Origin of the sequence: Erwinia pyri, from assembly GCF_030758455.1 — a bacterium.
In the GTDB taxonomy this organism is placed as follows: Bacteria; Pseudomonadota; Gammaproteobacteria; order Enterobacterales; family Enterobacteriaceae; genus Erwinia; species Erwinia pyri.
On sequence record NZ_CP132353.1, the window covers coordinates 1,324,548 to 1,345,407 of the forward strand.

Sequence of the window (20,860 nt, forward strand, 5' to 3'; positions counted from 1 at the left end):
AACCATGAACCGCTCATGGCAGGATCGTCAGCTAATCTACCTGCTCTCTGGCGCAAAATAAAGTCGATTATGCTGAGCATCGTCCGGCTTATGGCGTCTCGATCTCGGGCACCACGGACATGCCGACCCTTAAGCGCGCGCTCTCTGGCTGACCAGGTTCCAGCACAATTTTGACCGGTAAACGCTGCACCACTTTGGTGTAATTTCCCGTTGCGTTGTCGGCGGTAATGGCGGCGAAAGTAGAACCTGTCGCTGGCGCAATACTGTCAACATGGCCGCGAAGCGTCACGCCGGGTAAAGCATCGACTTTGACAGAGACGCCCTGGCCTGGCTGCACGTGCGCCAGCTGCGTTTCAAGAAAATTAGCGACCACATAGGTTTGCTGCAAAGGAACTACCGCCAGCAGGCGCGTGCCGGCGGCCACCCATGCGCCCTGGCGAACGGAACGCTGTCCCACTGAACCCGCAATCGGCGCGGTAATAGTGGTGTAGGAGAGATTAAGACGGGCCTGATCGACGTTGGCTGTTGAAGCGGCGATATCTGCCTTAGCCTGTTTGAGGCTCGCCTGCAGGATCCCTGTCTCTTTACGCGCCGCGAGCGCCGCGGCCTGGCTCTGGCGGAGCTGAGCGGCGGCTTCACGCATAGAGGCGTTGGTCTTTTGCTGCTCATCGGCTGTAGCGGTGCCGGTTTTCAACAGGCGGCGATAGCGTTCAGCATTCTGTCCGGCATAGCTCAGCGTCGCTTCGCTGGCGCTGACGGCAGCATCGGTTTGCGCAATAGTAGCCTGCTGCTGCTCCAGCTGCGCTTCAATGCTGCTGAGTTTTGCCTGGCTCACCTGAAGGTTAGCCTCGGCCGTTTCCAGCGCTACCCGGTAATCACGGTCATCAATAGTAGCCAGCGTTTCGCCTGCCTTTACCGACTGGTTGTCACTGACGTTGACCGTGCGGATATAGCCGGAAACTTTTGGGGCGACCAGCGTATAGTCCGCGGTGACCACGGCATCATCAGTGCGGGCGTGATGGCGGCTCATGGCCGACCAGACGAAAAAGGCCATCCCCAGCAGGATGAGTAACAGGAGAAGTAACAACAACGTTCTTTTTGCAGGTGTGAAGCTCATATTATTATCTCGTAGATTAGGCCTGGCGTTGAACAAGGGTTTGCGGTGGCCAGACGCGTTTTGGCAGCCACGCCGTTAACAGGATCATCAGCAGGGCAAAACCGATAATAAGCAAATAGGCATCGCTGATGCTTAGGATCACCGCCTGGTGCTTTAGCAGCGTGGCGAAGTGGCCGAGGTTTTCCGTTGAGCTGGCGCTGCCATCCGGCAGCAGGGGCGTCAGGCTGCTGGCACTGGCCGCGCTATCCGCTGTCATCAGCCAGGGGCGATTACCCAGGTTATCTGTCAGCGTATGCGAATGAAACTTTTCACGATGAGTGAGAAAGTTTTCCACCAGACAGCTGGCGGCCACGCTGGAAAAACCCCTTACGGTATTGAACATGGCGGAAGCAAAAGGCCCCTCCGGCGGCTGAACAACGCTGGTGGCGCTCATCAGTACCGGCAAGATCATCATCGGCTGCGCAAAAGCCTGTAATAACTGGATCAGCCAGAAATTTTGCCTGGCCCACTCACCGGTCAGCTGCATGCCCAGCAGGCACGACAGAGAGAGCAGGCCGGCACCGGCCGTCAGCATCCAGCGGCAGTCAACCCAACGCATATTCAGGATCGCAGCCATCAGCGGAGCGATAATCAGCTGAGGCAGGCCAATCGTCAGCGCCAGCGGCGCAAACTGCACGGTACGAAAGCCTTCCACCTGGCCAAAATAGGCGGAGGGCAGGGCAGAGCCGGAGAGGCCTACTATCAGCACCCCCGCCAGCACCAGCAGACCGTGAGTCAGGTTTCTGCGCGCCAGCATCTGTAATTTGAACAGCGGCAGCGGGTGAAACCACTCATTGATCAGGAACACAATCAGCAGCGCAAAGGAGCTCAGCAGCATGCCGGTAATCAGCGGTGAAGCCAGCCAGTCCAGACGTTCGCCCTGGCTCAGCGCCAGGATCAGTAGCGCAATACCGCTGCAGCCGGTCAGCATGCCAAACAGGTCAATCTGTTTAAAACGTTCAAAACGCGTCGGATCCTGCGGAATGCCCAAGCCGATCAGCAGGTTGGCGATCATGATCAGCGGCACCACCTGCCAGAAAACAAACTGCCAGCCAACGGAATCGGTCCAGAAAGCGGCCAGCGAAGCGGCAACGTTCGGCCCAAACGTCGCGGTGAGTGCGTAAGCCGCCAGACCGTAGAGCTTGATGCCCGGCGGCAGAAAACGCAGGGCGACGGTCATCAGCATCGGCGGCAGCGCGCCGCCGAAAATGCCCTGCACAACCCGGAGCGCAATAAAGAGCGAGGGCGTGGGTGCCATAGGTTGCAGTACGCCCACTATGGCAAATCCGGAGGCCATCACCAGCGTGAAACGACGAAGCGAAAACGTCACTGCAAACCAGGGCGCTATCATCATGGCCGCCACTTCAGCAGCCTGGTAAACCGAGGTGATCCAGCTCGCGCTGTCAAAGTCGAACCCCATAGCGGCTCTGACATCAGCAAGAGCCAGGTCCGTTACCCGATCATTCAGTCCCGAGGTCAGCGCGGCGATCAGCACACCCACCAGCCCCAGCGCGAGGCGCAGGGTAAACGGGTGGGGAGCGGGGGGCGCTGCCGGTTGAGCTGTCATAGCGGAAACTCCGTTGGCAAAAATAAAAATTATCGGTGCACTGTATTGCATTGTGATATATTCGCCCGCGATATTACATGGCGATTAGCTGTATTGCAATGTGATACAGCCTGCCCGCAGCCTGAAAGAGTGCTAAAGTATTCGCATCAAGCAAGGAGCTGAACCCTATGTCTGACCCTACTGTACTGCGTGAAGATGAACGAACTGGTGGAATCCAGGTGATCTCACGCGCGGCTAAAATATTAAATGCACTGGGCGACAGCCCAAACGGCATGAGCCTGGGTGAAATAGCACTGGCTGTTGATCTCCCCCGATCCACCGTACAGCGCATCGTGGCGGCACTGGACTCCGTACAGTTAGTCCGCAGTCCCGGCGCGGGAGGCGTACGGCTTGGCCCCGCTTTGCTGCGTCTGATCGCTACGGTGCATACAGATGTCGTGGCTATCGCTCAGCCCTGGCTGCAGGCGCTGTGCGATGCAACCGGAGAGACGGTATCGCTGGCCCGCGCCAGCGGCCTGCAACTGGCCATCGTGCACTACGTCGTGGCGGACCGTGAACTCAGGGTGGTGCCTCGTATCGGGTTAAACCTCCCGCTCTACAGCACCTCAGGCGGCAAGGCTTTGCTGGCGCTGGACAGTGATGAAGAGGCACGCGCACTGGTTGGGGATGCTTACGAAGCAATGACCGATCTGACTGTTAAGGCATTTCCTGAACTTCTTGAGCGGCTGAAGGAGATCCGCCGCACCGGGCTTTCCTACGATCGGGGTGAAACGCTGGAAGGAATCTCCACGATGGCGGTGGCGATTGATACCATTCTCGGACGCTTTTCTATCAGCCTGCTGGTTCCCTCTACCCGTTTTCAAAAGCATGAGGCGCTTTTCCGTGAAGAGATCCTGAAATGCAAAGAGGCGCTGGTAGACGAGATAGGCAAAGCGGCCTTACGTGATTAACTGAGAGGGACAGATGAAAACACTTTTAGTCGCTGTTGATAACTCTGCCATTGCGCGCAAAGTAGTAGCGTTGGCATCAGAGCAGGCGCTTGCGCTGGACGCCAGCGTTGTGGTGCTGTGCTGTGTTGACGCCAGCTATGCCGCTACCGCCGGAACTTACACCATTGAAGCTGGAGAGGATCCGGGTGATTTCGGCTACGCGCTGGATGAGCAAAATACGGCAGAAGGTGCCGTACGCCAGGCGCTGGCCGAGCTTCAGCGGGCCGGTATTCGCGCGACCGGGCGGGTAGTGGCTGGCGAATCAGCGGAAACCATTGTGAAACAGGCTAACGACCTTAACGCCACGATGATTATTATGGGACGGCGCCATCTCTCCTCTTTTAACCGGTTGCTGAAAGGATCGGTCAGTGCGGCGGTGATTGAACGAGCCAGCTGTCCGGTGCTGGTTGATGTTCGGGTTGATTAACGCTGAACGGCGGGCCGTTTAAGACGGCCCTGTAAATAAAGGTTTGCTTTTCATGTCCTACGCTACGCTTATCTCCCTCACAGGCGGCCTTGCGGTCGTGCTGCTTTTTACCTGGTTGCATAAAAGCGGCAAAATCAGCAAAACGCTGGCTATCTTGCTGAGCTTTTTACTGCTCTTCATCGGCAACTTTTATTACTTCGGCATGGTGTTACCACAGCAGCAGCGTGACGAGCGCCTGGCGGCGGCGGAACAGCGCCTGGCCTCTTTACCGGTCTATCGCACCATCAGGACGCAGCAGCCGGGACTCTATCAGAAGCTGGATCGTGAGTTCATTCACGCCCTGCAGGAGGGCAACAGCGAAAAGCAGGCGCTGGAGCGACTGCGCCCCTGGCTTGCCGATCTGCTGAATCAGCGCATCAGCTATGCCAGCAACGCGCAGCTTTATGACTATATGAGCGTGGCGCTGGAAGAGATGAAGATCATCAGGCAGAAAAATGCTGAGCTCTGCTTTAAATATCTTTTCCCACAGGTGGAGGGGGGCGTTAATACGGCAGACATTTTGCCCCAGCCACTGATCGATAAAGAGATGGCCGTGCTGGATAGCTTTTTGTTGAACAGCCACGGCGCAGAGCAGCCGGTAGATGCGGCCAGCGGCCGGGCCGAACTGCAGGTTATTGTACGATCGCTGTATGCCAAATGGGGAACCGCCCTGCAGACGCTGAATGCCCCGGCAGAGGCGGGCGTGGATAAAGCGAAGCTTTGTGATATGACCATCGACCTTTATCAATCTGTGCTGGCACTTCCGGTCAATCACTCTGGCGAAGTGTTACGTATAATTCTTGACGGTAACGCGAAATAAGCGCAAAAAAAAGCCCGCTCGCCGCGGGCATAACACATTGTTATTATAAGTCATTCATGGTGTTAACAGACATGAATTATGTCTGAGTGGATAATCGCATTCCTCTCCCGAGAGTGCCAGACGGCTTCCTGAATCGAATCAATCGGTAAAATAATGCAACGGCACGGTAAAAAATGTGCAAATGCAGGGTTTTCTGATGGCGGAGCGGGGGCACGCTGGTATTATGCCGCACCAAAATTAAGGAGCTGACATGAACAAGTTTGTACCGGGCGCGGTTGCGCTGGCAATATTTATGCTGGCCGGTTGCACATCAGGCAAGCCAGGAGCATTTGAAAAAATTGATGAGGATCCTGCGGTAAATACTGTGCAGTATCGTTTTAATCCCTCCACCGTAAATAAAACGGCGCTGGATGAGGATGTGGAACGCTACTGTTCGGAACGTGGGTTTGATAAAGTTGAGCCAATTAAGCCGCAGGAAAGCCGGGTTCCGGGATTAATGAAGGCCTGGTATCAGTGCAATTACAGCATTAAAAGCTAACTCGAAAAAAGGGCGGGAAAAATTTCCCGCCTAATATTTTTCTACTCTTTCTTTTTATATTGCCGTGTGCAGGCTTTGCCCGCTTGAGGGTGAATGCTCACCCTCTTATAATGCCTTTCTACCAGCCGCGATGGCGGCCGTTGTCGTGATGGTAACTGCCATGGTGGCCGCCGCCATGGTGATAGCCGCCGCGATAGCCATCATGAACAATACATCCGCTCAGCATAAAAATCACGCCTGATACCGCGGCAATCTTAATGAGTGCTTTCATTATGATTTCTCCTTCACTTTTTCAATGACTACAACTTTACGAGATAAAAGTGGAGGAATAATGCCGCTTATGTAGAGTTATTTAGACAGATATTTCAAAATAATACAATGGGGAAAGTATCGCGGCGAAGTGAATAATCATAAATAAGATAAGGCCGAAAAAAAAGGCTTTTGAGCCAGAATGCTCTTAATTTAATGTTTGCGGCAAAATAGCCTCTTTAAAAATGACAATAATCCCGCCCGCACAATTCCCTCATTTTGCAGTAAACTTAGTGCTTAACTCAAATAAGGAGAGAGTATGCGTTATCAGGTGGAAAACGTATTGCAGGCTCAGGCCGAACTTGGCGAGTGCCCCGTATGGTCAGCCCGTGAGCAGGTGCTCTATTTTGTCGATATTCTGGCACCCGCCCTGCATCGCTTCGACCCACAAACGGGCGACCATCAGGTCTTCCCGGTAGCGGAACATATTGGCTGCTTTGGCCTGAATGCGCAGGGCGGCTTTGTCGCCGCGCTTCGTAGCGGCGTCTGTATGCTGGATGCGCAGGGAAACATTGTTAAGCGCGTGGCGCCAAATCCTGGTGAGGCAGAGCGCAGCCGCTTTAACGATGGCCGGGTTGACCGGCATGGCCGGTTCTGGTGCGGCAGCCTGTGGGAGCCGCAGGATCGTCATGGCGCGCTGCTCTGTCGGCTGGATGAGCACCTCAATCTGACGGTACAGGCTGACAACATCAAGATCTCTAACGGACTGGCCTTTTCGCCTGACAGCCGCTGGATGTATCAGACTGACACGCCTGAGGGCATCCTCTGGCGCTATCCTATGGATGAGCAGGGCGAAATTGGCCCGCGTGAAGTGCTGAAACGCTTTGAGCAGGAGCAGGGTGGATTGCCGGACGGTGCGGCGGTCGACAGCGAAGGTTTTTACTGGGCCGCCATGTTTGACGGTTCGCGCGTAATACGTCTTAACCCTGCCAATGGTGAAATAGTTGATGAGATCCCACTGCCGGTGCGCTGGCCGACAATGGTGGCATTTGGTGGCGAAGATTTGAAAACGCTCTATATCACCAGCTCCCGGGAAGATCGCAGTGCTGAGGAGCTGGCACAATATCCGCAGTCAGGCGACCTTTTTGCGGTGCGGGTTGGCGTGGCAGGCATTGCGGAGCCGCTATTTCAGGCGAAATAGCGGCACGGATCGATCGGCAGAAACGGTATGCCGGGCAGCCGGTTAATCAGCCTTAAGCATGCTGCAGCGTTTTCTTGCTCTCTGCTACGCGGTGCGGCAGCCGGATGGTGGCGGACATAATCAGGGAAATCACCAGCAGTGCCATAATCAGGCTGAAAGTGATGGTGAAGCCGCCAAACAGTGAGGCAATCAGCGAGCCCAGTACGCTGCCGATACCGAAACCCAGATAGATAAGACCGTAATTTTTGGTCAGATTATTCAGGCCGAAGAAGTCGCTGACCAGTGAAGGATAAACGGTAATAGTGCCGCCAAAACTAAAGGCGATACAGGCAATAGAGATAAAGAAGGTGATTTCGCTCATCTGGGTAAAGAGCAGGATGCTCATGCCGATCAGCGAGATCGCCTGAGCGAGCGTGATCACCCGGATGCGGGCCATTTTATCGGACATCACTCCAAGGATCAGTCTGCCGCTCAGGTTAGCAATGGCAATGATTGTCACGGCGCTGGCCGCCGTCTGCGTTGAGAGATGCACCAGGCCCTCACCGATATCCTTAGCCACGCCAATCACATAGAGACCGCTCATGCAGGCTGTCAGGAACATCAGCGCCAGCATCCAGTACTGCGGCAGACGCACTGCCTCAGCCAGCGAGAAATCACGCGCGCGGCTGGTGCTGTTCTGGGCAGAGGTTTGCTGTCTGGGCGCATCCTTCATAAACAGCGCACCAAGCATGATCATCGCCATCGCCAGACCTCCCCAGATCATAAAGGTGTTTTCAAGGCTGTAGACGCTCAGCAGATAACCACAGATAAATTTGAAACCCAGGCTGCCTAAGCCATAGGCACCAATAGCGCAGGCAGAGATCAGGCCCTTGCGTTCAGGGAACCACTTCACGCAGTTCGACAGCGTCATCAGATAGCCTGCACCATCCGCCAGGCCTACCAGTACACCCGCGCTCAGGTACAGCATAAACAGGTTATCGGCGTGTGCGGTAAGCGTAAATCCCAGAGCCATCAGCAAACCGGCACCGAGAGTGACGTTACGTACGCCAAAACGCTCCTGCAGTTTACCCGCCAGCGAAGAGGCGATGGCCAGCCCCAGACTCAGCAAGCCAAACGAAAAGGCCACCTGACTGACGGATGCATCCAGCTTATGAGAGAGCTGGCCGTTGAACAGGCTCCAGGTATAGACAGAGCCCAGTGCAAACTGGGTGATGATGGTGCCAAACAGGGTGAGCCAACGGGTACGGTTGACGCTGGTGCTGACGGGCTGTGTGCTCATGGAAAGCTCCCGGGGGAAAGTTTAAGAAATTAAGCACATCTTATGGCGGCTCTTTCGCGGGCGGGGAGACAAAGGCATGAACTGCCTTCAGGAAGGAATGAAATGCCGCTCAAGGGGTATGAATGGCGGCATATGAGGCGGAAAATAGGGTTAGCGGGCACTGTTACAAAAGTTGCCCGACTGGTTAACGCTTATTCAGCGGAGGATAAACGCATATTCCGCATGTCGTTGCCGGTTGGTGTTTGATGCACACGCAGCCCGAACTCTGGCAGTACGGCAAAGATAAGGTCGAAAATATCGGACTGGATCTTTTCATATTCCAGCCATGCCGTGGTGTTGGTAAAGGCGTAGATCTCTACAGGCAGGCCATCGGAGCCGGGCGCCAGCTGACGCACCATCAGCGTCATCTCTTTATGGATCTGCGGATGCGCCGTTAACCAGGCTTCCAGCCACGCACGGAACGTGCCGATATTGGTCATGTGACGGCCGTTAAGCGGTGTTGAGAGATCGCACTGCAGGCGGGCATTGTAGCTCGCCACTTCCTGGCTTTTCCCTTCCAGATAAGGCGTCAGCAACTGCGCCCGCTTCAGATCGGCAATATCCTGCTCAGAGAGAAAATGGATGCTGGTGGTATCGATGTTGATGCTGCGCTTGATCCTGCGACCACCTGACTCAGACATTCCACGCCAGTTTTTAAACGAGTCTGAGATCAGCGCATAGGTAGGGATGGTGGTAATGGTTTTATCCCAGTTACGGACTTTTACGGTGGTCAGACCGATATCCACCACGTCGCCATCTGCGCCATATTTTGGCATATCCAGCCAGTCACCCATCTTCAGCATATTGTTTGCAGAGAGCTGGATCCCGGCCACCAGACCCAGGATTGGATCTTTAAAGACCAGCATCAGTACCGCGGTCATCGCGCCCAGCCCGGTGAGCAGCACCAGCGGCGATTTGCCTATCAACACCGAAATCACCATCAGCGCTATCAGCAGCGCGGCAATCAGCTTCAGGCTCTGAAAAATACCGCGAAGAGGTAACTGGTGCGCCAGTACGCTGTTTTCTGAAAGCTCCAGGCAAACATCCAGCAGCGAAAAGAACATCAGCAGGCTGAAGATCATCATCCAGACCTGGCTTGCCACCATCAGCACGCTGAAAACAGGCTCGTTGCCCTGCAGGAACAGCTCAAGCTGAATTTGCAGCAGCACGCCCTGCATCAGCAGGAGGAAACGGCTGAACAACTTCTTATCAATGATCGATTTCGGCCACTGTCGCGATGAGCTCTCGGCAAAACGTTTCAGAAACGGCAGGGCAATGCTGTGTAGCAGGCCGTGTACAATCAGGGAGATAAGCAGAATGATGCCGATAACGGCGAGCAGGGCGATCTGAGGAGCGTAAGGCAGACTGAAGGTTTCAAACCAGCTAATAAGGTAGGCATGCATGGCATTTTTCCCTGTAAGTGAAGCGTCCAAAGTGTGCCGGTTAATAAGCTAAATCGCGGCACATTAGCGGGTATCGCCGCAGGTTACCCCTAACCAGGCGATAAAAGAAGCGCAGGGTAGCGCTAAATTTAGCTGATGACAATCATGAAATTAACAGGTTTAAGAGGGGCAGCAGGCGGTGGTATTTGGCCAGTTCTGAAAAGGAGACAACGACTGTTCTCCCCTTGTTTCTTTCACTCACGAGGCTTAAATCCGGGATCCCCCGGTTTGTGACGCGTTACAGATTATTTTTGCACATAGCTGCGAATGGCGTCGGCAATGGCTTTACTGGCATGGCGATCGTTCCGGTGCTCGGCATCATCCGCAACCTTAAGCAGGTATTTATTTAATTTACCGCCGGTAGGCACATTGCCGTAGGCAATCAGCATCTGGACGATGTGCCTGAGAGCAAGCACTTCCACGGAAAGGCGTTCAATAATGGGATCTTTGTCTGACATCAGGTACTCCAGCTAAGTCGGTATTTACTTGCTGGTAGCTTAAGGGATCGGAACATTTTTCAATCAGGGGAATACAACAGCAGAAGGGGCGCAAATCAGCGCGCTCGCCCAAACGGAGAAAGTATGTATCACTCTTTCAATCCCCGATCGTTCATGAGAGATATAAGGCTGCGCCCGGCATTTTAAGCAGGGAGAAAAGTTCGCCTGCGGTACACTTGGTCAGCTCTTTGTGACAGGAAGCGTTGCTGTAACTTAGCGTGGTAATTCTTTTTAACTGATGCCAGACCATGATGGCGGAAACGGCCAGCGAGCAACTTTCATCACTCTGCTGGCAAAGTAGCGTGTAGTGCCACTCCTCCCCCAGTTCGTTGGAGAAAAACTGCATCGCTTCTGGCGCAATGAGCGCCTTCAAATCGGGGAGTAAAGCTTTACTCACGTGACGGGACATATGCAGGGTAAATGTTGCTGGCATCAGGCATCTCCTTGTTCTTAACGGTGCAGTTCTGACTGATAAACTCCCTCGCCAACAAAGTGACATCTTTTCAGCAGGTAAGCCAGAGCCATTTTTATCTTCTGCCTGATAAATAAGAGGGGTACAGCAGTTTTAAAAAAATAAATGAGTTAAATAATCCAACTCTGGAAAGAAATTATTTTAAGAAGCAAGGGATGAGTTAATTATCTGCCGTCCAATTATCGATCTTTGTGAGCTGTTTAATAATTATTCAGGAAAGGAGGTAACTTACATTTCTGGTGCTCTACGATTAAAGATCGAAAGTTTTTAATCCGCTTGCATTATCATTACGTTATGCTTTATTAAAGTGAACATCGCAGGACTGAGTTTTGTCCATCCTTTAACTGTTACCGCAGGGGTCGTAATTAATGATAAGAAAAATCGTGGCATTTGCATTGATGGCGACAACACTTTCTCCCGCGCTGGCTGCCCTGCAGTGTGGCCCCTTTAAGCTGGAGCCGCGGCAGGATGGGACGATTTTTGTCAACGGCATTAAACCCGAAAAACAGACGATGACTTACAGCGGTAAAAAGGGCGACAGTAAAAATGTTGCTTATCATCTGCTGGTTAAAAACAGTAAAGCGCCCGGTATGCTTAGCCTCGATCACATTTATCATAACGGCACGGCCACGCTGAAAGCTGAAATTGTCAGAACCAGCAGCAGCCAGATTAAATTAACGGGTTATTATGATTGTGAGAAAGTGGATTAAGCGATAAGGAAAAATGAATGAAAACAAGATGTTTGGCTCTGCTGCTGCTTTTTGCCGTAGCGGGCTGCACCTCCTCTTCGGGCAAGGATTTCGATGATACCAAACTGGCCAAAATTCATTATGGACAGACGTCGCGCCAGCAATTGATCGATCTCTTCGGCGAGCCCACCAGCGAGACGCCCTATCCGGAAGGCCATTTGCTGATGATGTGGAGCTACAGCCAGGCCAAAGCGATGAGCACCACGGAAGGGAAAACGCTGACCGTCCAGCTGGATGATGGCAAGGTGAAAAGCTATACGGTGAGCAAAACCTAGCACACCTGTAACCTGTTGCTGATGCGTAACAGCAGAGCCAGGAGCATTGTTCAGAAGCGCCCCACTTATTCCTGCGCTTACCCTCCAACGTTTGATTAACCGGAAGGGTACTCTTGCCCGCCCGACCCTGACCCGCCACTGGCGGGTTTTTTATGGTCAGAAGAAAACTTGATACAGGATATGTTATAACGTAACATTTATCGCTTCCGGACAGACAACAAGGACACAGGAATGGCAGGCAAATTTGAAAAATCTCTCCTGGCGCTGGGTGCATTGCTCATCAGCCAACACGCAGTTGCTCACGCCCATCACGCGCACGGGAAACCGCTGACGGAAATGGAACAAAAAGCTGCGGAGGGCATTTTTAACGATAGGGAGGTGAGGGAGAGAAGCCTGGCGGACTGGGATGGCGTATGGCAGTCCGTTTATCCCTATCTGCTTAATGGCGACCTCGATCCTGTTTTCAAAAAGAGAGCGGAGCAGGATAAAGACCAAAGCGCAGAGGCCATCAAGGCCTATTACCGTAAGGGTTACGCTACCGACGTTGAGTCAATCGGCATCGAAAATAATATCATGGAGTTTCATGTGGGCAATAAGGTGAGCGTCTGTAAATATGACTACGCCGGATATAAAATTCTGACCTACGCCTCAGGCAGGAAAGGGGTACGTTATTTATTCGAATGTAAGGATGCCGGCAGCCAGGCTCCAAAATATGTCCAGTTCAGCGATCACGGCATTATCCCGCGCCAGTCAGCGCACTATCATATTTTTATGGGCAATACCTCACAGGAAGCGCTACTGAAAGAGATGGATAACTGGCCCACTTATTATCCTTTCCAGCTCACCTCGGCGCAGGTGGTGGATGAGATGTTGCATCACTAAATTTTAGCCGCAGAGAGTCCAGCCGTTCCGCTTTTGGCCGCGCCTTGACTGGTTTTCAGATAAAAGAAGTAACCGGGAGTGAACAGCGAGGCGTTCTCCTGGCTATCCTTGTTGCAGGAGGTGCCTGTGTGCGGACGATTTACTCAGTACAGAACACGCGAAGAGTATCTGAAAGCGTTTGCCGGTAAGGCAGAACGTCAGATTGCTTACGATCATCAACCGCTGGGGCGCTATAACATCGCGCCCGGCACTAACGTGCTGCTGCTTAATCAGCGCGACGACGCCCTTCATCTTGATCCGGTGCACTGGGGCTATAAGCCGCCCTGGTGGAATAAACATCCTCTGATAAACGCCCGGGTGGAAACAGCTGCCACCGGACGGATGTTCAAACCGCTCTGGCAGCATGGCCGCGCTATTGTGATGGCTGATGGCTGGTATGAGTGGAAAAAGGAAGGGAGTAAGAAGCAGCCCTATTATCTCTACCCTGAATCCGGTGAGCCGCTCTTTTTCGCTGCTATTGGCAAAGCGCCCTATGGCAAGCAGGAAGAGAACGAAGGCTTTGTCATCATCACCGCTGCCAGCGATAAAGGCCTGGTGGATATTCACGACCGCAGGCCGCTGGTTTTGCAGGCCGACGCTATTATGGAGTGGCTTGACCCAGAGACGAGTAGTCAGCGAGCCAGTGAAATCGTCAGTGAAAGCGTGCTTCCGGCTGAAGCGTTCACCTGGCATCCCGTTTCGAAAGCGGTCGGCAACGTGAAGAACCAGAGAGCCGAATTGATTGACGAAATCGACGATCCGGCCGTGTGATGCAGCATCTTTCACTCAACTTTGGCCATCATCGACTAGACTTAACGTTCTGAACCCGAAAGGAGAGCGTCATGACAAAGCTTGATTCGAACGAGCACCGCCGTAAAGAGGGTGAAGTCAGCAAAGGGCTGCCGGAAGCGGCGCCAAATATGCAGAACCCCTACGAGGAAGACGATATGCCGGTGAACCCTGAGCGGCACTCTGAAAACAAATCGTCTCACCCTAATGATGAGAAGTAAGCCCAGCGGGCTTGCTTTCCGGAATAACCTGTCAGGAGGAACCTATGACTAACCCTAACGCCATCGGCAGTTCAGATAATGAGCAGCACACTTCTCAAAATCCGACCGATCCGAAAGAGAAGGAGGGGATGCAGCAGAATGACGATCCCGGTTCTGCACCGGAGTCCGGCGATAAAGAGCCAGAGTGATGAAAAGATTAAGCCGCCCACAGGGCGGTTTTTTTTATTGATGATTCTGTGACGCAGGGCCGCAATTTATGAGGCTGACCCTCTATATTTAACAGACCCATTTGGGTTAACGGAGGTGACTATGTCTGAACGCCCTGATTACCAGGAACCCCTTCCCGACGATGCAGAGTACCCTGCTGATGAAGATGAAATAGAGGGTGGGGAAGATATGCCTCTGGGCTCCGACGATGAAGATGAGGACGAGCCTCTCGAAGATGATGATGACAGACCGCTGTAACGGAGTATCACCCGATCTTCTGCATAACCGCCTGCGGGCGGTTTTTTTATTTTTTTGGCGTTGACTGAAATCAAAATTTAATTATTTTGTTAATAATAAACCAGTGTTTTTTACTTTCTCGCTATAAATTATCGGCTGTTGAATTAAATGCAGTCGCTTTTTCTGGTTTGTCAGAATGGTTTGCTGTTAACAGGCAAGCGTAAATTATAAATAAACTTATTTGCAAAGGTTAAATGACGGCAAGTTTGATCTTGGAGCGACCGTTATTCTATTATCGCTGGTCAGGAACCCTGGCTTAAAAGCATGACACTCTCTGCAGAATTCCGACTATGCAGAAAATAAAGCAGCATAAATAATACTCTCCAGTGCTGTATGCAGGATATAAGGATATATGGTCATGAATGACACCTCCCCCCGTAAAATTAAAACCGGTAACGATCCGCGTAAGCTCCCCGATTATGCCGCTCTGCGCGATGAACTGACTAAACTCTCCCATCCCGCCCGGCCCGATGTGAACTGGCGTTTTGCTGAAACACTCTGCCTCTCTTTGTTTGAGCAAAATGGCGTGGAGCTGCAGAGTGCGGCCTGGTATACGCTTGCCCGTATGCAACTGGCCGGATGGTCCGGCCTCAATGAAGGGCTGGCAGTTCTGGAGGCGCTGATAAGCCATCACTGGAGCACTCTCTGGCCGCAGCCGCTACAGGTGCGGATGCGGATCCTCGCCACTCTGAGCCAACGTATCCAGCAGGTGATGCGTACTCTCCCCCTGAACAAAGGTGACCTCAGCCAGCTTTACCTTGCGCAACAGCATTTTACCCGGCTGGAGAGGGCGCTACAGCGCCTGGAACTGAAACATCTGAGTCAGTTTGATACATTGCTTGGTCTGGCAGATAGCAAGATAGCCAGGCTGGAAAACGGTGACGGGGTATCCGGTTCTGATGCTGCCCTTCAGTCCGCTAGCGTGACGCCTGCCGGGGCCAGGAATGACAGGGAAACAACTGCTGATAGCCTCTCTGCTATGCCGGTTCCGCAGAAAATCGAGCCAGCCAGTACGGTAAAATCTCTACACAGAGCAGAGCCGGAACATCAGACGTTTAAGGAAGGGTTAACGTCGATACCGGCTTCGGTAAAGACCTGGAGATCTTTTGCCGCCGGGGTCTGTACCATGCTGCTGCTAAGCGTGGCAACGGTAGGGGGCTGGTATCTGTTACACCGGCCTGATCCGTTACAGAGTCAGCTTGCTGCCTCTCTGGCACCCTTACCCGCAGTGCTCACTCCCGCACAGCTGGCGATGCTGCGTCAGCAATCTTCTCCACCACAAACCTTTATCACTGCTACCCAGCAGCGTCTTGCGTACTTAGAACAGCTGCCACCAGACTGGCATATTGACTACGGTCGGCAACTGGCAGAGCAGGCTCAGGCGCTGTGGCCGGAACAGGCCCATCCCCTGATAGTGGCATGGCAGCAACAGCTCATCGCTGCTGCTTTGCCGGTTGAAGCAATGAACGGCTGGCATCAGGGAATGGCGAAGCTCCGGCAGCTGAGTGAGCGACTGAACGGGCTGGATGAACAGAAGGGAAAATATATAACGGTCAGCGAGCTGAAATCAGTAGTGTTCTCCACGATGGCGTCCTTTGACCATGCTATACCGGCGGAAGAACAACTTCGGGCACTGTCACTAACGCCAGCGGGACAGGCTCTGCCTGTAGCCACAAAGACGCAGGTTGAGATGCATCTGCAGCAACTTATCGCCCGTTATGTCCTTCTCAAGCAGGCTGGAGTGCAGCATCCTCAGACGCAGCAGAAAACCGCTGATGAGGGAGAAAGGAACTGAGCTACTGTCAGAAATTTATCCTGTCTGCATTCTGTTGAGCAATAGCTGGCGTCGGGCTGTGAAGGTTCGCCGCAATGCCACAGACGATTAACTCGTGAAATCTGGCAATAAAAAACCCCGCCTGAGCGAGGTTGATTAAAGCTAAATTTTATTGCTCACTAGGCTGGCCGGACCGTGGCCGTTGTTGGGAAGCCACCACGGCCATTGTCATGGGTATGGTCAGGATCAGGCTCAGTTATAACGATATAATCGGCACCTTTACCCTCGCGCACTAACGTCACTAACTCTCCGGCGCGAGGTTTAGCATCAAAATCATGCTCCTCTTCAATGCCAGTATCCTCAAAAGTCACAGTAATTTTCATTTTCCGTCCTCTTTCTGATAAACCGCGTCATTACCCCGAAGGGCTGACTCTTCCCTGTAGAATTCTAGCCTATCCTGAAAATTCCCTCAGCCCAGCGGGTTGCTGCATCTCAACCTCATACGCGTTCTGGCTGATAAAGGTGACCGGTATGAATCGAAGGTAAGCTGGTTAAACCTGCGCGATAGGGCGACGATTTTCGTGCCGCCAGAGAAAGTATGGGAAACCAGTTTGATGAATGAAATGGCTGGCAGGCAGTAACCTGAAATGGGCATGAAGCAATGGCTGATGGTCAGGGTCGGTAGAGAGGGGAAACTGGAAGATGGTGTCCCCTGCATACATCGAATACGGCATGCAGTGGTTTGTATCGAAAGGATAAAGTTGTCATGGGAAAACATTTTACCCGTGGATTTACCCATTGGGCTGGTTCAGGAGTTTGTTTTTGAATTCGCAGTAGTCACTATATAGCGCATCTTGCGCGGCCGTGGATGATTTTGCTTTTTGGGAGGTAGCCGTCTTTGATGCGGTCATAAATGAAGGTCTTGCCGAAACCAGTATCAGCCATGATAAATTTCAAATCAACAAGCGAGTCTGGTTGAAACTGATCTGATGCATAGTCTTTACCTTGTTCAGATTTTGAATATCGCCCATACAGCGATGACGAATGCTATTGCGATGAGAAGATGGGGAAGGGAGATCACAGGGTTCTGAAGCCGAATTTCCATGCTTCGCAAGAGCTATCATTACAACCTTCAAAATCGTAAGGGTTCAGTTGCCAGTGAATGCGGCCGCACGCCGGGCAGTTAAAGCGTGTTTTTCCGCTTGATGCTTTGCGCCGTCTTGCGCGCTGGATATGCTCTGGGACACGCAATCCGGCCCCTTGCACCATGCGGCGGCGGTCAAGTATAGCGATCTGGAAGGTGCAGCGCTTTACTGCGGCAGCTGTCCGGAACGGTAGCCAAACCAATTCTGTCTGCTCCCCCGGTTCAGTAAATATTGCTGCCTGATTAAAATCAGTGGTAGGCAGGCCACCGTTGCGTAGCCAGTTGGTTAAAAAGGCGCGGAGACTGGTTAAAGCGGCTCAATTTTGCACCTTGTTACGGCCACTCCATGCTAGGATCTATCCCATCATTTACTGGTGGAGATAGGGATATGAAATTAGTTTTAGCCATTATGGGCTTGATAGTGTGCTCCGTGGCACATGCTAATTTAGAAGGTTCTGCTGAAAATCTAAGCGGCTGCGTAACCAAATATGCTGAAAGCCAAGTCAGAACACCTAAATCAGCCAGCAACATTACAGCTGAAGCTTTTGAAAAATGTGGCGCTGAACTCTCTGAGTATCATGACTCAATTGGACCTGATAAAGCGCAATGGTCTGGTTTAAATGCTCAACAAAAAGAAGCTATTTCAAAAATTAGGGACCAGACAACTTTAAAGGTTCGTGAGAGTTTATCCTCACAGATCGTTACCTTCATCACAGAATCGCGCAAGAACACTTAACCTGCTTAACCGCGGATTTTTTGCGTCCTGACTCCAAGCTAATAATCATTGTGGTTAGTAAGTGACCTTTTTTGTCCTTTTTTTGAGCGATTGTTTTTTTCACTGATAGATAAAATTTAACCTTCTAAAAAAGAGGGTCTTATTATGTCATTCCGGAGAATAGGCATTATTCTGGCTGTATCGCTCAGTTTTTTATCAACGGATATAGCGTTAGCAAAAACATCACGCCTCACTGACGATCAGGTGAAGCAGCAAATCATTGACGAGTCGATTGAGTCATACCCGGGCACATGCGCCTGCCCTTACAATTCTGCCCGAAATGGTAGTAATTGTGGGGGGAGGAGTGCCTGGAGTAGAGAAGGAGGGTATTCACCAACCTGCTACAAAAAAGAAGTTACTAAAGCGATGATCGCTGAATGGCGCGAAACACATAATTCATAATCACCCGCTTCGGCGGGTTTTTTTATGCCCGAAGAAAGGTGAATAGCAAGCGAACAGCAAGTTGGCAACATCGTTTATGAAGTAGAAATGAACGTAGCGAAGTTGCTGAATGCACAACGGCAAGTTGATGCCAGATTAGCGAAACTCGAAGACAGTTTGAGAAAACCAGTAAATCTGTTGCTGGTACAGAGAAATCATTTTCTTCGCTTTCAAAAGTAGCCAGCGCCTTATTTGCTGCGCTTTCGATTAAAGCCGTAGCTGACTATGCAGATTCATGGACAACGCTCAATAACAAGCTGTCTAATTCAGTTCGTGCCAGCGAAAGTCTTGTCGAAACAGAGAGTATCTGCATTGGCTCAATCTCATTAATATCCCTCTCGCCAATCATCGGCAGGATATCCTCTTCGAACTTCCCTCCAGGCTCATTCGCATATTATAACGACCACAACTGGCGCTTATGCGCATACCACTCCCTGTAAATTGCACCGAAGCTGTTATCGGTAAGCGCCTTCTTCCTGGCTTTTACCGGGTCAATACCACCTGATAAATCTTTGCGTGCAAGCCAGGCCTTATCCCGGGCGTCCTGCAGAGACATTAGCGGGTATTTACCCACGGTCAGGACTTTCTCTTTACCTTCGATTTTGTAGCGAAGCTGCCAGACCTTTTTTCGCGTTACCGGCAGGCACATACAGATACAGGCCATTACTGTCCAGAAGACGATAGGGCTTATCTTTTGGCTTTGCGGCGTCAATCTGTTTAACAGTTAGCATGGGTAAAATGCCGGTGGGTAAAATTATTTACTCGTTTTTATCTGCCAAAGCATGCGGCTGTCAACGAACTAATGCGGACTGGTGCGAACCAAGATTTTGAGGGAGTACTGTAATTGCTGGGGTTTTGCAAACTGAAATGGAGGATGACGAACGGTGAGATGGTGTCCCCTGCAGGAATCGAACCTGCAACTAGCCCTTAGGAGGGGCTCGTTATATCCATTTAACTAAGGAGACAGCGGCGTGGAGTATAGCGCGATTTCAGGCGTAAATTAACCGCTTAGCGGCTGACTGCTGTTTTTGTCGCCAGTTCGCAGTCTGTTTACCCTGCTGCCCTTTATCAAAAGACCTTATGATGGCTTGCTAACGACGCTGCTACGCAATTTTGCTTCCTCAAGGCTCACTTCTTTTTAAACTTGATCCCTCTATAACAACGCCCGATGAACAGTCCAGGCCAGATTTGATCATTTCAGGCTATCTCTGAACGGGCCACATTCCTTAAATTAGCTATTTTTGCGCTGGATCAATATCCGCAGCAAAGCACAGGCCTAGTGTAAGCACAGTCAATCTGCGGCCACGCGCTAACGTCCTTAAGGGGTATTATCATGTCTTTGAAACTGTCGCTTGCGGTTCTCTCTGTGATTTGGCTGGCTTACGTCCTCTTTGCTGGCTCTTTCTATGCCAACACATGGGCGCTGTTTAATTAAAATTAATCAGCGGCAGGCTTTATTGCCCGCCGCTGATGCGCTTCCAGCCCGCTATCAAGAAAGTTACAGGTTATCTGTAGAGAAAGGATGAGATGTAGCGGACCTGCTTCCATCTCACGCTCTTTCTCCCCCCGTTATTCGCCTCCCTGTTCTGCTGTTTTGCCTTCCTTTTTCTCTTTTGCTTTGGCATCGGCTTTTGCCTTCGCCTTCGCTTCAGTGCTCATATCGTTACGGATTTGAGCATGGCTGATCACCGCGAAAATAAAGGTACCACCGATGATGTTGCCGGCGAGGGTAGGCAGGGCGAAAGGCCAGAGGAACTCATGCCAGCTGATATCGCCGTTGAAGACCAGATAGAGAACCTCTACGGAACCGACCACGATATGCGCCAGATCGCCCAGGGCAACCAGCCAGGTCATCAGCACAATGACCCAGATTTTTGCCGCGCCAGCGGAAGGGAACATCCAGACCATGGTGGCAATAATCCAACCTGAAACTACAGCGTTAGCAAACATTTCACCCGGCGTGTTTTCCATCACTTTATGGCTGATGGTGACAAAAGCGTGCTGTGTGGCCTCGTCAAAAATCGGCATATAGTTAAAAGCCAACGCTGCCAGCGCCGTGCCGGCCAGGTTACCTCCCAACACAATGCCCCACAGGCGAAGCAGCAGTAATATATTGCTGCCCGTGGGCTTATGCATAATCGGCAGAACAGCGGTAACGGTGTTCTCAGTGAACAGCTGTTGTCGCGCCATAATGACGATAATAAAGCCGAAGGTATAACCAAGGTTCTCCAGCAGGAAAGCGCCCGGCACCCCTTCCAGATTGGCCTGAAAGATGCCTTTGGCCATCAGCGATGCGCCCATGGAAAGGCCAGCCGCTATGGCGGAAAACAGCAGCGCCATACCGTCGCGTTCCAGCTCCTTTTCTCCCTCCTGACGGATCTGTTCATGCACGGCCGCCGCTCGGGAGGGGAGAACTTCTTCATCCACTTCTATCTCTTCATCCTGCTCGCTCTCCTGACTATCTACTTCGCCATCTTCATGTTTCTTATTCATTATTCTGTTTCCCAGCGGTTAATTTCCTCTTAAGCGTAGCGTGTTTCTGGCAGGATGGT

24 protein-coding genes, 1 tRNA gene and 2 pseudogenes are annotated in these 20,860 nt (G+C 52.0%); 15 read left to right on the plus strand and 12 right to left on the minus strand.

Annotated elements, in window-relative coordinates; translation table 11 throughout:
* Positions 1 to 88: 88 nt before the first annotated feature.
* Positions 89 to 1,117 carry an HlyD family secretion protein gene (locus tag Q3V30_RS06220; protein WP_306211437.1) on the minus strand — a complete coding sequence of 343 codons (1,029 nt, stop codon included), beginning with the start codon at positions 1,115 to 1,117 and terminating at the stop codon, positions 89 to 91.
* Positions 1,118 to 1,133: 16 nt separating this feature from the next.
* Positions 1,134 to 2,723 (minus strand): MFS transporter, encoded by a 1,590-nt coding sequence (locus Q3V30_RS06225; RefSeq protein ID WP_306211438.1) that lies wholly within the window; start codon positions 2,721 to 2,723, stop codon positions 1,134 to 1,136.
* Positions 2,724 to 2,890: 167 nt separating this feature from the next.
* Between Q3V30_RS06225 and Q3V30_RS06230 the strand changes: the two genes are divergently transcribed.
* The 4 genes from Q3V30_RS06230 to Q3V30_RS06245 all read left to right on the plus strand — a co-directional run bounded on the left by Q3V30_RS06230 (position 2,891) and on the right by Q3V30_RS06245 (position 5,536).
* Entirely contained in the window at positions 2,891 to 3,673 is a 783-nt protein-coding gene (locus Q3V30_RS06230; RefSeq protein ID WP_306211439.1) for an IclR family transcriptional regulator, read from the plus strand.
* Between the two features lie 13 nt (positions 3,674 to 3,686).
* Positions 3,687 to 4,139 carry a universal stress protein gene (locus Q3V30_RS06235; RefSeq protein WP_306211440.1) on the plus strand — a complete coding sequence of 151 codons (453 nt, stop codon included), beginning with the start codon at positions 3,687 to 3,689 and terminating at the stop codon, positions 4,137 to 4,139.
* 52 nt (positions 4,140 to 4,191) lie between these two features.
* Entirely contained in the window at positions 4,192 to 4,998 is an 807-nt protein-coding gene (locus tag Q3V30_RS06240) for a hypothetical protein (RefSeq protein ID WP_306211441.1), read from the plus strand.
* A 250-nt stretch (positions 4,999 to 5,248) separates the two neighbouring features.
* Entirely contained in the window at positions 5,249 to 5,536 is a 288-nt protein-coding gene (locus Q3V30_RS06245) for a hypothetical protein (RefSeq protein WP_306211442.1), read from the plus strand.
* Between the two features lie 118 nt (positions 5,537 to 5,654).
* Here Q3V30_RS06245 and Q3V30_RS06250 read toward each other — a convergent pair whose 3' ends face one another.
* The gene (locus Q3V30_RS06250; RefSeq protein ID WP_306211443.1) at positions 5,655 to 5,807 is read right to left on the minus strand and encodes a hypothetical protein; all 153 of its coding nucleotides are present in this window, start codon (positions 5,805 to 5,807) and stop codon (positions 5,655 to 5,657) included.
* A gap of 297 nt (positions 5,808 to 6,104) precedes the next feature.
* Between Q3V30_RS06250 and Q3V30_RS06255 the strand changes: the two genes are divergently transcribed.
* On the plus strand, positions 6,105 to 6,986 hold the full coding sequence (locus Q3V30_RS06255; RefSeq protein ID WP_306211444.1) for an SMP-30/gluconolactonase/LRE family protein: 882 nt from the start codon (positions 6,105 to 6,107) through the stop codon (positions 6,984 to 6,986).
* Between the two features lie 52 nt (positions 6,987 to 7,038).
* On the opposite strand, the gene Q3V30_RS06260 is transcribed toward Q3V30_RS06255, so the two are convergent.
* From Q3V30_RS06260 to Q3V30_RS06275, 4 genes are all read right to left on the minus strand, one after another.
* Positions 7,039 to 8,265, minus strand: a complete 1,227-nt coding sequence (locus Q3V30_RS06260; RefSeq protein WP_306211445.1) for an L-lactate MFS transporter — start codon at positions 8,263 to 8,265, stop codon at positions 7,039 to 7,041.
* Positions 8,266 to 8,456: 191 nt separating this feature from the next.
* Entirely contained in the window at positions 8,457 to 9,707 is a 1,251-nt protein-coding gene (locus Q3V30_RS06265) for a mechanosensitive ion channel family protein (RefSeq protein WP_306211446.1), read from the minus strand.
* 284 nt (positions 9,708 to 9,991) lie between these two features.
* Complete coding sequence (locus Q3V30_RS06270; protein WP_306211447.1) at positions 9,992 to 10,204, minus strand: hypothetical protein; 213 nt, start codon at positions 10,202 to 10,204, stop codon at positions 9,992 to 9,994.
* A 151-nt stretch (positions 10,205 to 10,355) separates the two neighbouring features.
* The gene (locus Q3V30_RS06275; protein ID WP_306211448.1) at positions 10,356 to 10,676 is read right to left on the minus strand and encodes a hypothetical protein; all 321 of its coding nucleotides are present in this window, start codon (positions 10,674 to 10,676) and stop codon (positions 10,356 to 10,358) included.
* A gap of 407 nt (positions 10,677 to 11,083) precedes the next feature.
* Between Q3V30_RS06275 and Q3V30_RS06280 the strand changes: the two genes are divergently transcribed.
* The 8 genes from Q3V30_RS06280 (at position 11,084) to Q3V30_RS06315 (ending at position 15,969) form a co-directional block, all read left to right on the plus strand.
* Entirely contained in the window at positions 11,084 to 11,425 is a 342-nt protein-coding gene (locus Q3V30_RS06280; RefSeq protein WP_306211449.1) for a hypothetical protein, read from the plus strand.
* A gap of 17 nt (positions 11,426 to 11,442) precedes the next feature.
* Entirely contained in the window at positions 11,443 to 11,739 is a 297-nt protein-coding gene (locus Q3V30_RS06285; RefSeq protein ID WP_306211450.1) for a hypothetical protein, read from the plus strand.
* 231 nt (positions 11,740 to 11,970) lie between these two features.
* Positions 11,971 to 12,621: a metal-binding protein ZinT gene (gene zinT, locus Q3V30_RS06290; RefSeq protein WP_306211451.1), complete on the plus strand. Its 651-nt coding sequence runs from the start codon at positions 11,971 to 11,973 to the stop codon at positions 12,619 to 12,621.
* 126 nt (positions 12,622 to 12,747) lie between these two features.
* Positions 12,748 to 13,431 carry an SOS response-associated peptidase family protein gene (locus Q3V30_RS06295; protein WP_306211452.1) on the plus strand — a complete coding sequence of 228 codons (684 nt, stop codon included), beginning with the start codon at positions 12,748 to 12,750 and terminating at the stop codon, positions 13,429 to 13,431.
* A 71-nt stretch (positions 13,432 to 13,502) separates the two neighbouring features.
* Positions 13,503 to 13,670, plus strand: a complete 168-nt coding sequence (locus tag Q3V30_RS06300) for a hypothetical protein (protein WP_306211453.1) — start codon at positions 13,503 to 13,505, stop codon at positions 13,668 to 13,670.
* 44 nt (positions 13,671 to 13,714) lie between these two features.
* A complete protein-coding gene (locus tag Q3V30_RS06305) occupies positions 13,715 to 13,858 on the plus strand; it encodes a hypothetical protein (protein WP_306211454.1) in 144 nt (47 codons plus the stop codon).
* A 121-nt stretch (positions 13,859 to 13,979) separates the two neighbouring features.
* Positions 13,980 to 14,135, plus strand: coding sequence for a hypothetical protein (locus Q3V30_RS06310; protein ID WP_306211455.1), 156 nt, complete (start codon positions 13,980 to 13,982; stop codon positions 14,133 to 14,135).
* Positions 14,136 to 14,532: 397 nt separating this feature from the next.
* Complete coding sequence (locus Q3V30_RS06315; protein ID WP_306211456.1) at positions 14,533 to 15,969, plus strand: VasL domain-containing protein; 1,437 nt, start codon at positions 14,533 to 14,535, stop codon at positions 15,967 to 15,969.
* A 158-nt stretch (positions 15,970 to 16,127) separates the two neighbouring features.
* Here the strand turns inward: Q3V30_RS06315 and Q3V30_RS06320 are convergent, their stop codons facing one another.
* Both Q3V30_RS06320 and Q3V30_RS06325 read right to left on the minus strand, forming a co-directional pair.
* Entirely contained in the window at positions 16,128 to 16,331 is a 204-nt protein-coding gene (locus Q3V30_RS06320; protein ID WP_306211457.1) for a hypothetical protein, read from the minus strand.
* 408 nt (positions 16,332 to 16,739) lie between these two features.
* A pseudogene (locus Q3V30_RS06325) lies at positions 16,740 to 16,893 on the minus strand (excisionase).
* 587 nt (positions 16,894 to 17,480) lie between these two features.
* On the opposite strand from Q3V30_RS06325, the gene Q3V30_RS06330 reads away from it, so the two are divergent.
* Together Q3V30_RS06330 and Q3V30_RS06335 are read left to right on the plus strand one after the other, a co-directional pair.
* Positions 17,481 to 17,828, plus strand: a complete 348-nt coding sequence (locus Q3V30_RS06330) for a hypothetical protein (RefSeq protein WP_306211458.1) — start codon at positions 17,481 to 17,483, stop codon at positions 17,826 to 17,828.
* A 144-nt stretch (positions 17,829 to 17,972) separates the two neighbouring features.
* On the plus strand, positions 17,973 to 18,269 hold the full coding sequence (locus tag Q3V30_RS06335) for a hypothetical protein (protein ID WP_306211459.1): 297 nt from the start codon (positions 17,973 to 17,975) through the stop codon (positions 18,267 to 18,269).
* Between the two features lie 325 nt (positions 18,270 to 18,594).
* Here the strand turns inward: Q3V30_RS06335 and Q3V30_RS06340 are convergent.
* The 3 genes and pseudogenes from Q3V30_RS06340 to Q3V30_RS06350 form a co-directional block, all read right to left on the minus strand.
* A pseudogene (locus tag Q3V30_RS06340) lies at positions 18,595 to 19,039 on the minus strand (tyrosine-type recombinase/integrase); the annotation flags it as partial.
* A gap of 159 nt (positions 19,040 to 19,198) precedes the next feature.
* A tRNA-Arg gene (locus Q3V30_RS06345) sits at positions 19,199 to 19,273 on the minus strand.
* 604 nt (positions 19,274 to 19,877) lie between these two features.
* Entirely contained in the window at positions 19,878 to 20,801 is a 924-nt protein-coding gene (locus Q3V30_RS06350) for a formate/nitrite transporter family protein (protein ID WP_306211460.1), read from the minus strand.
* Between the last annotated feature and the right edge of the window lie 59 nt (positions 20,802 to 20,860).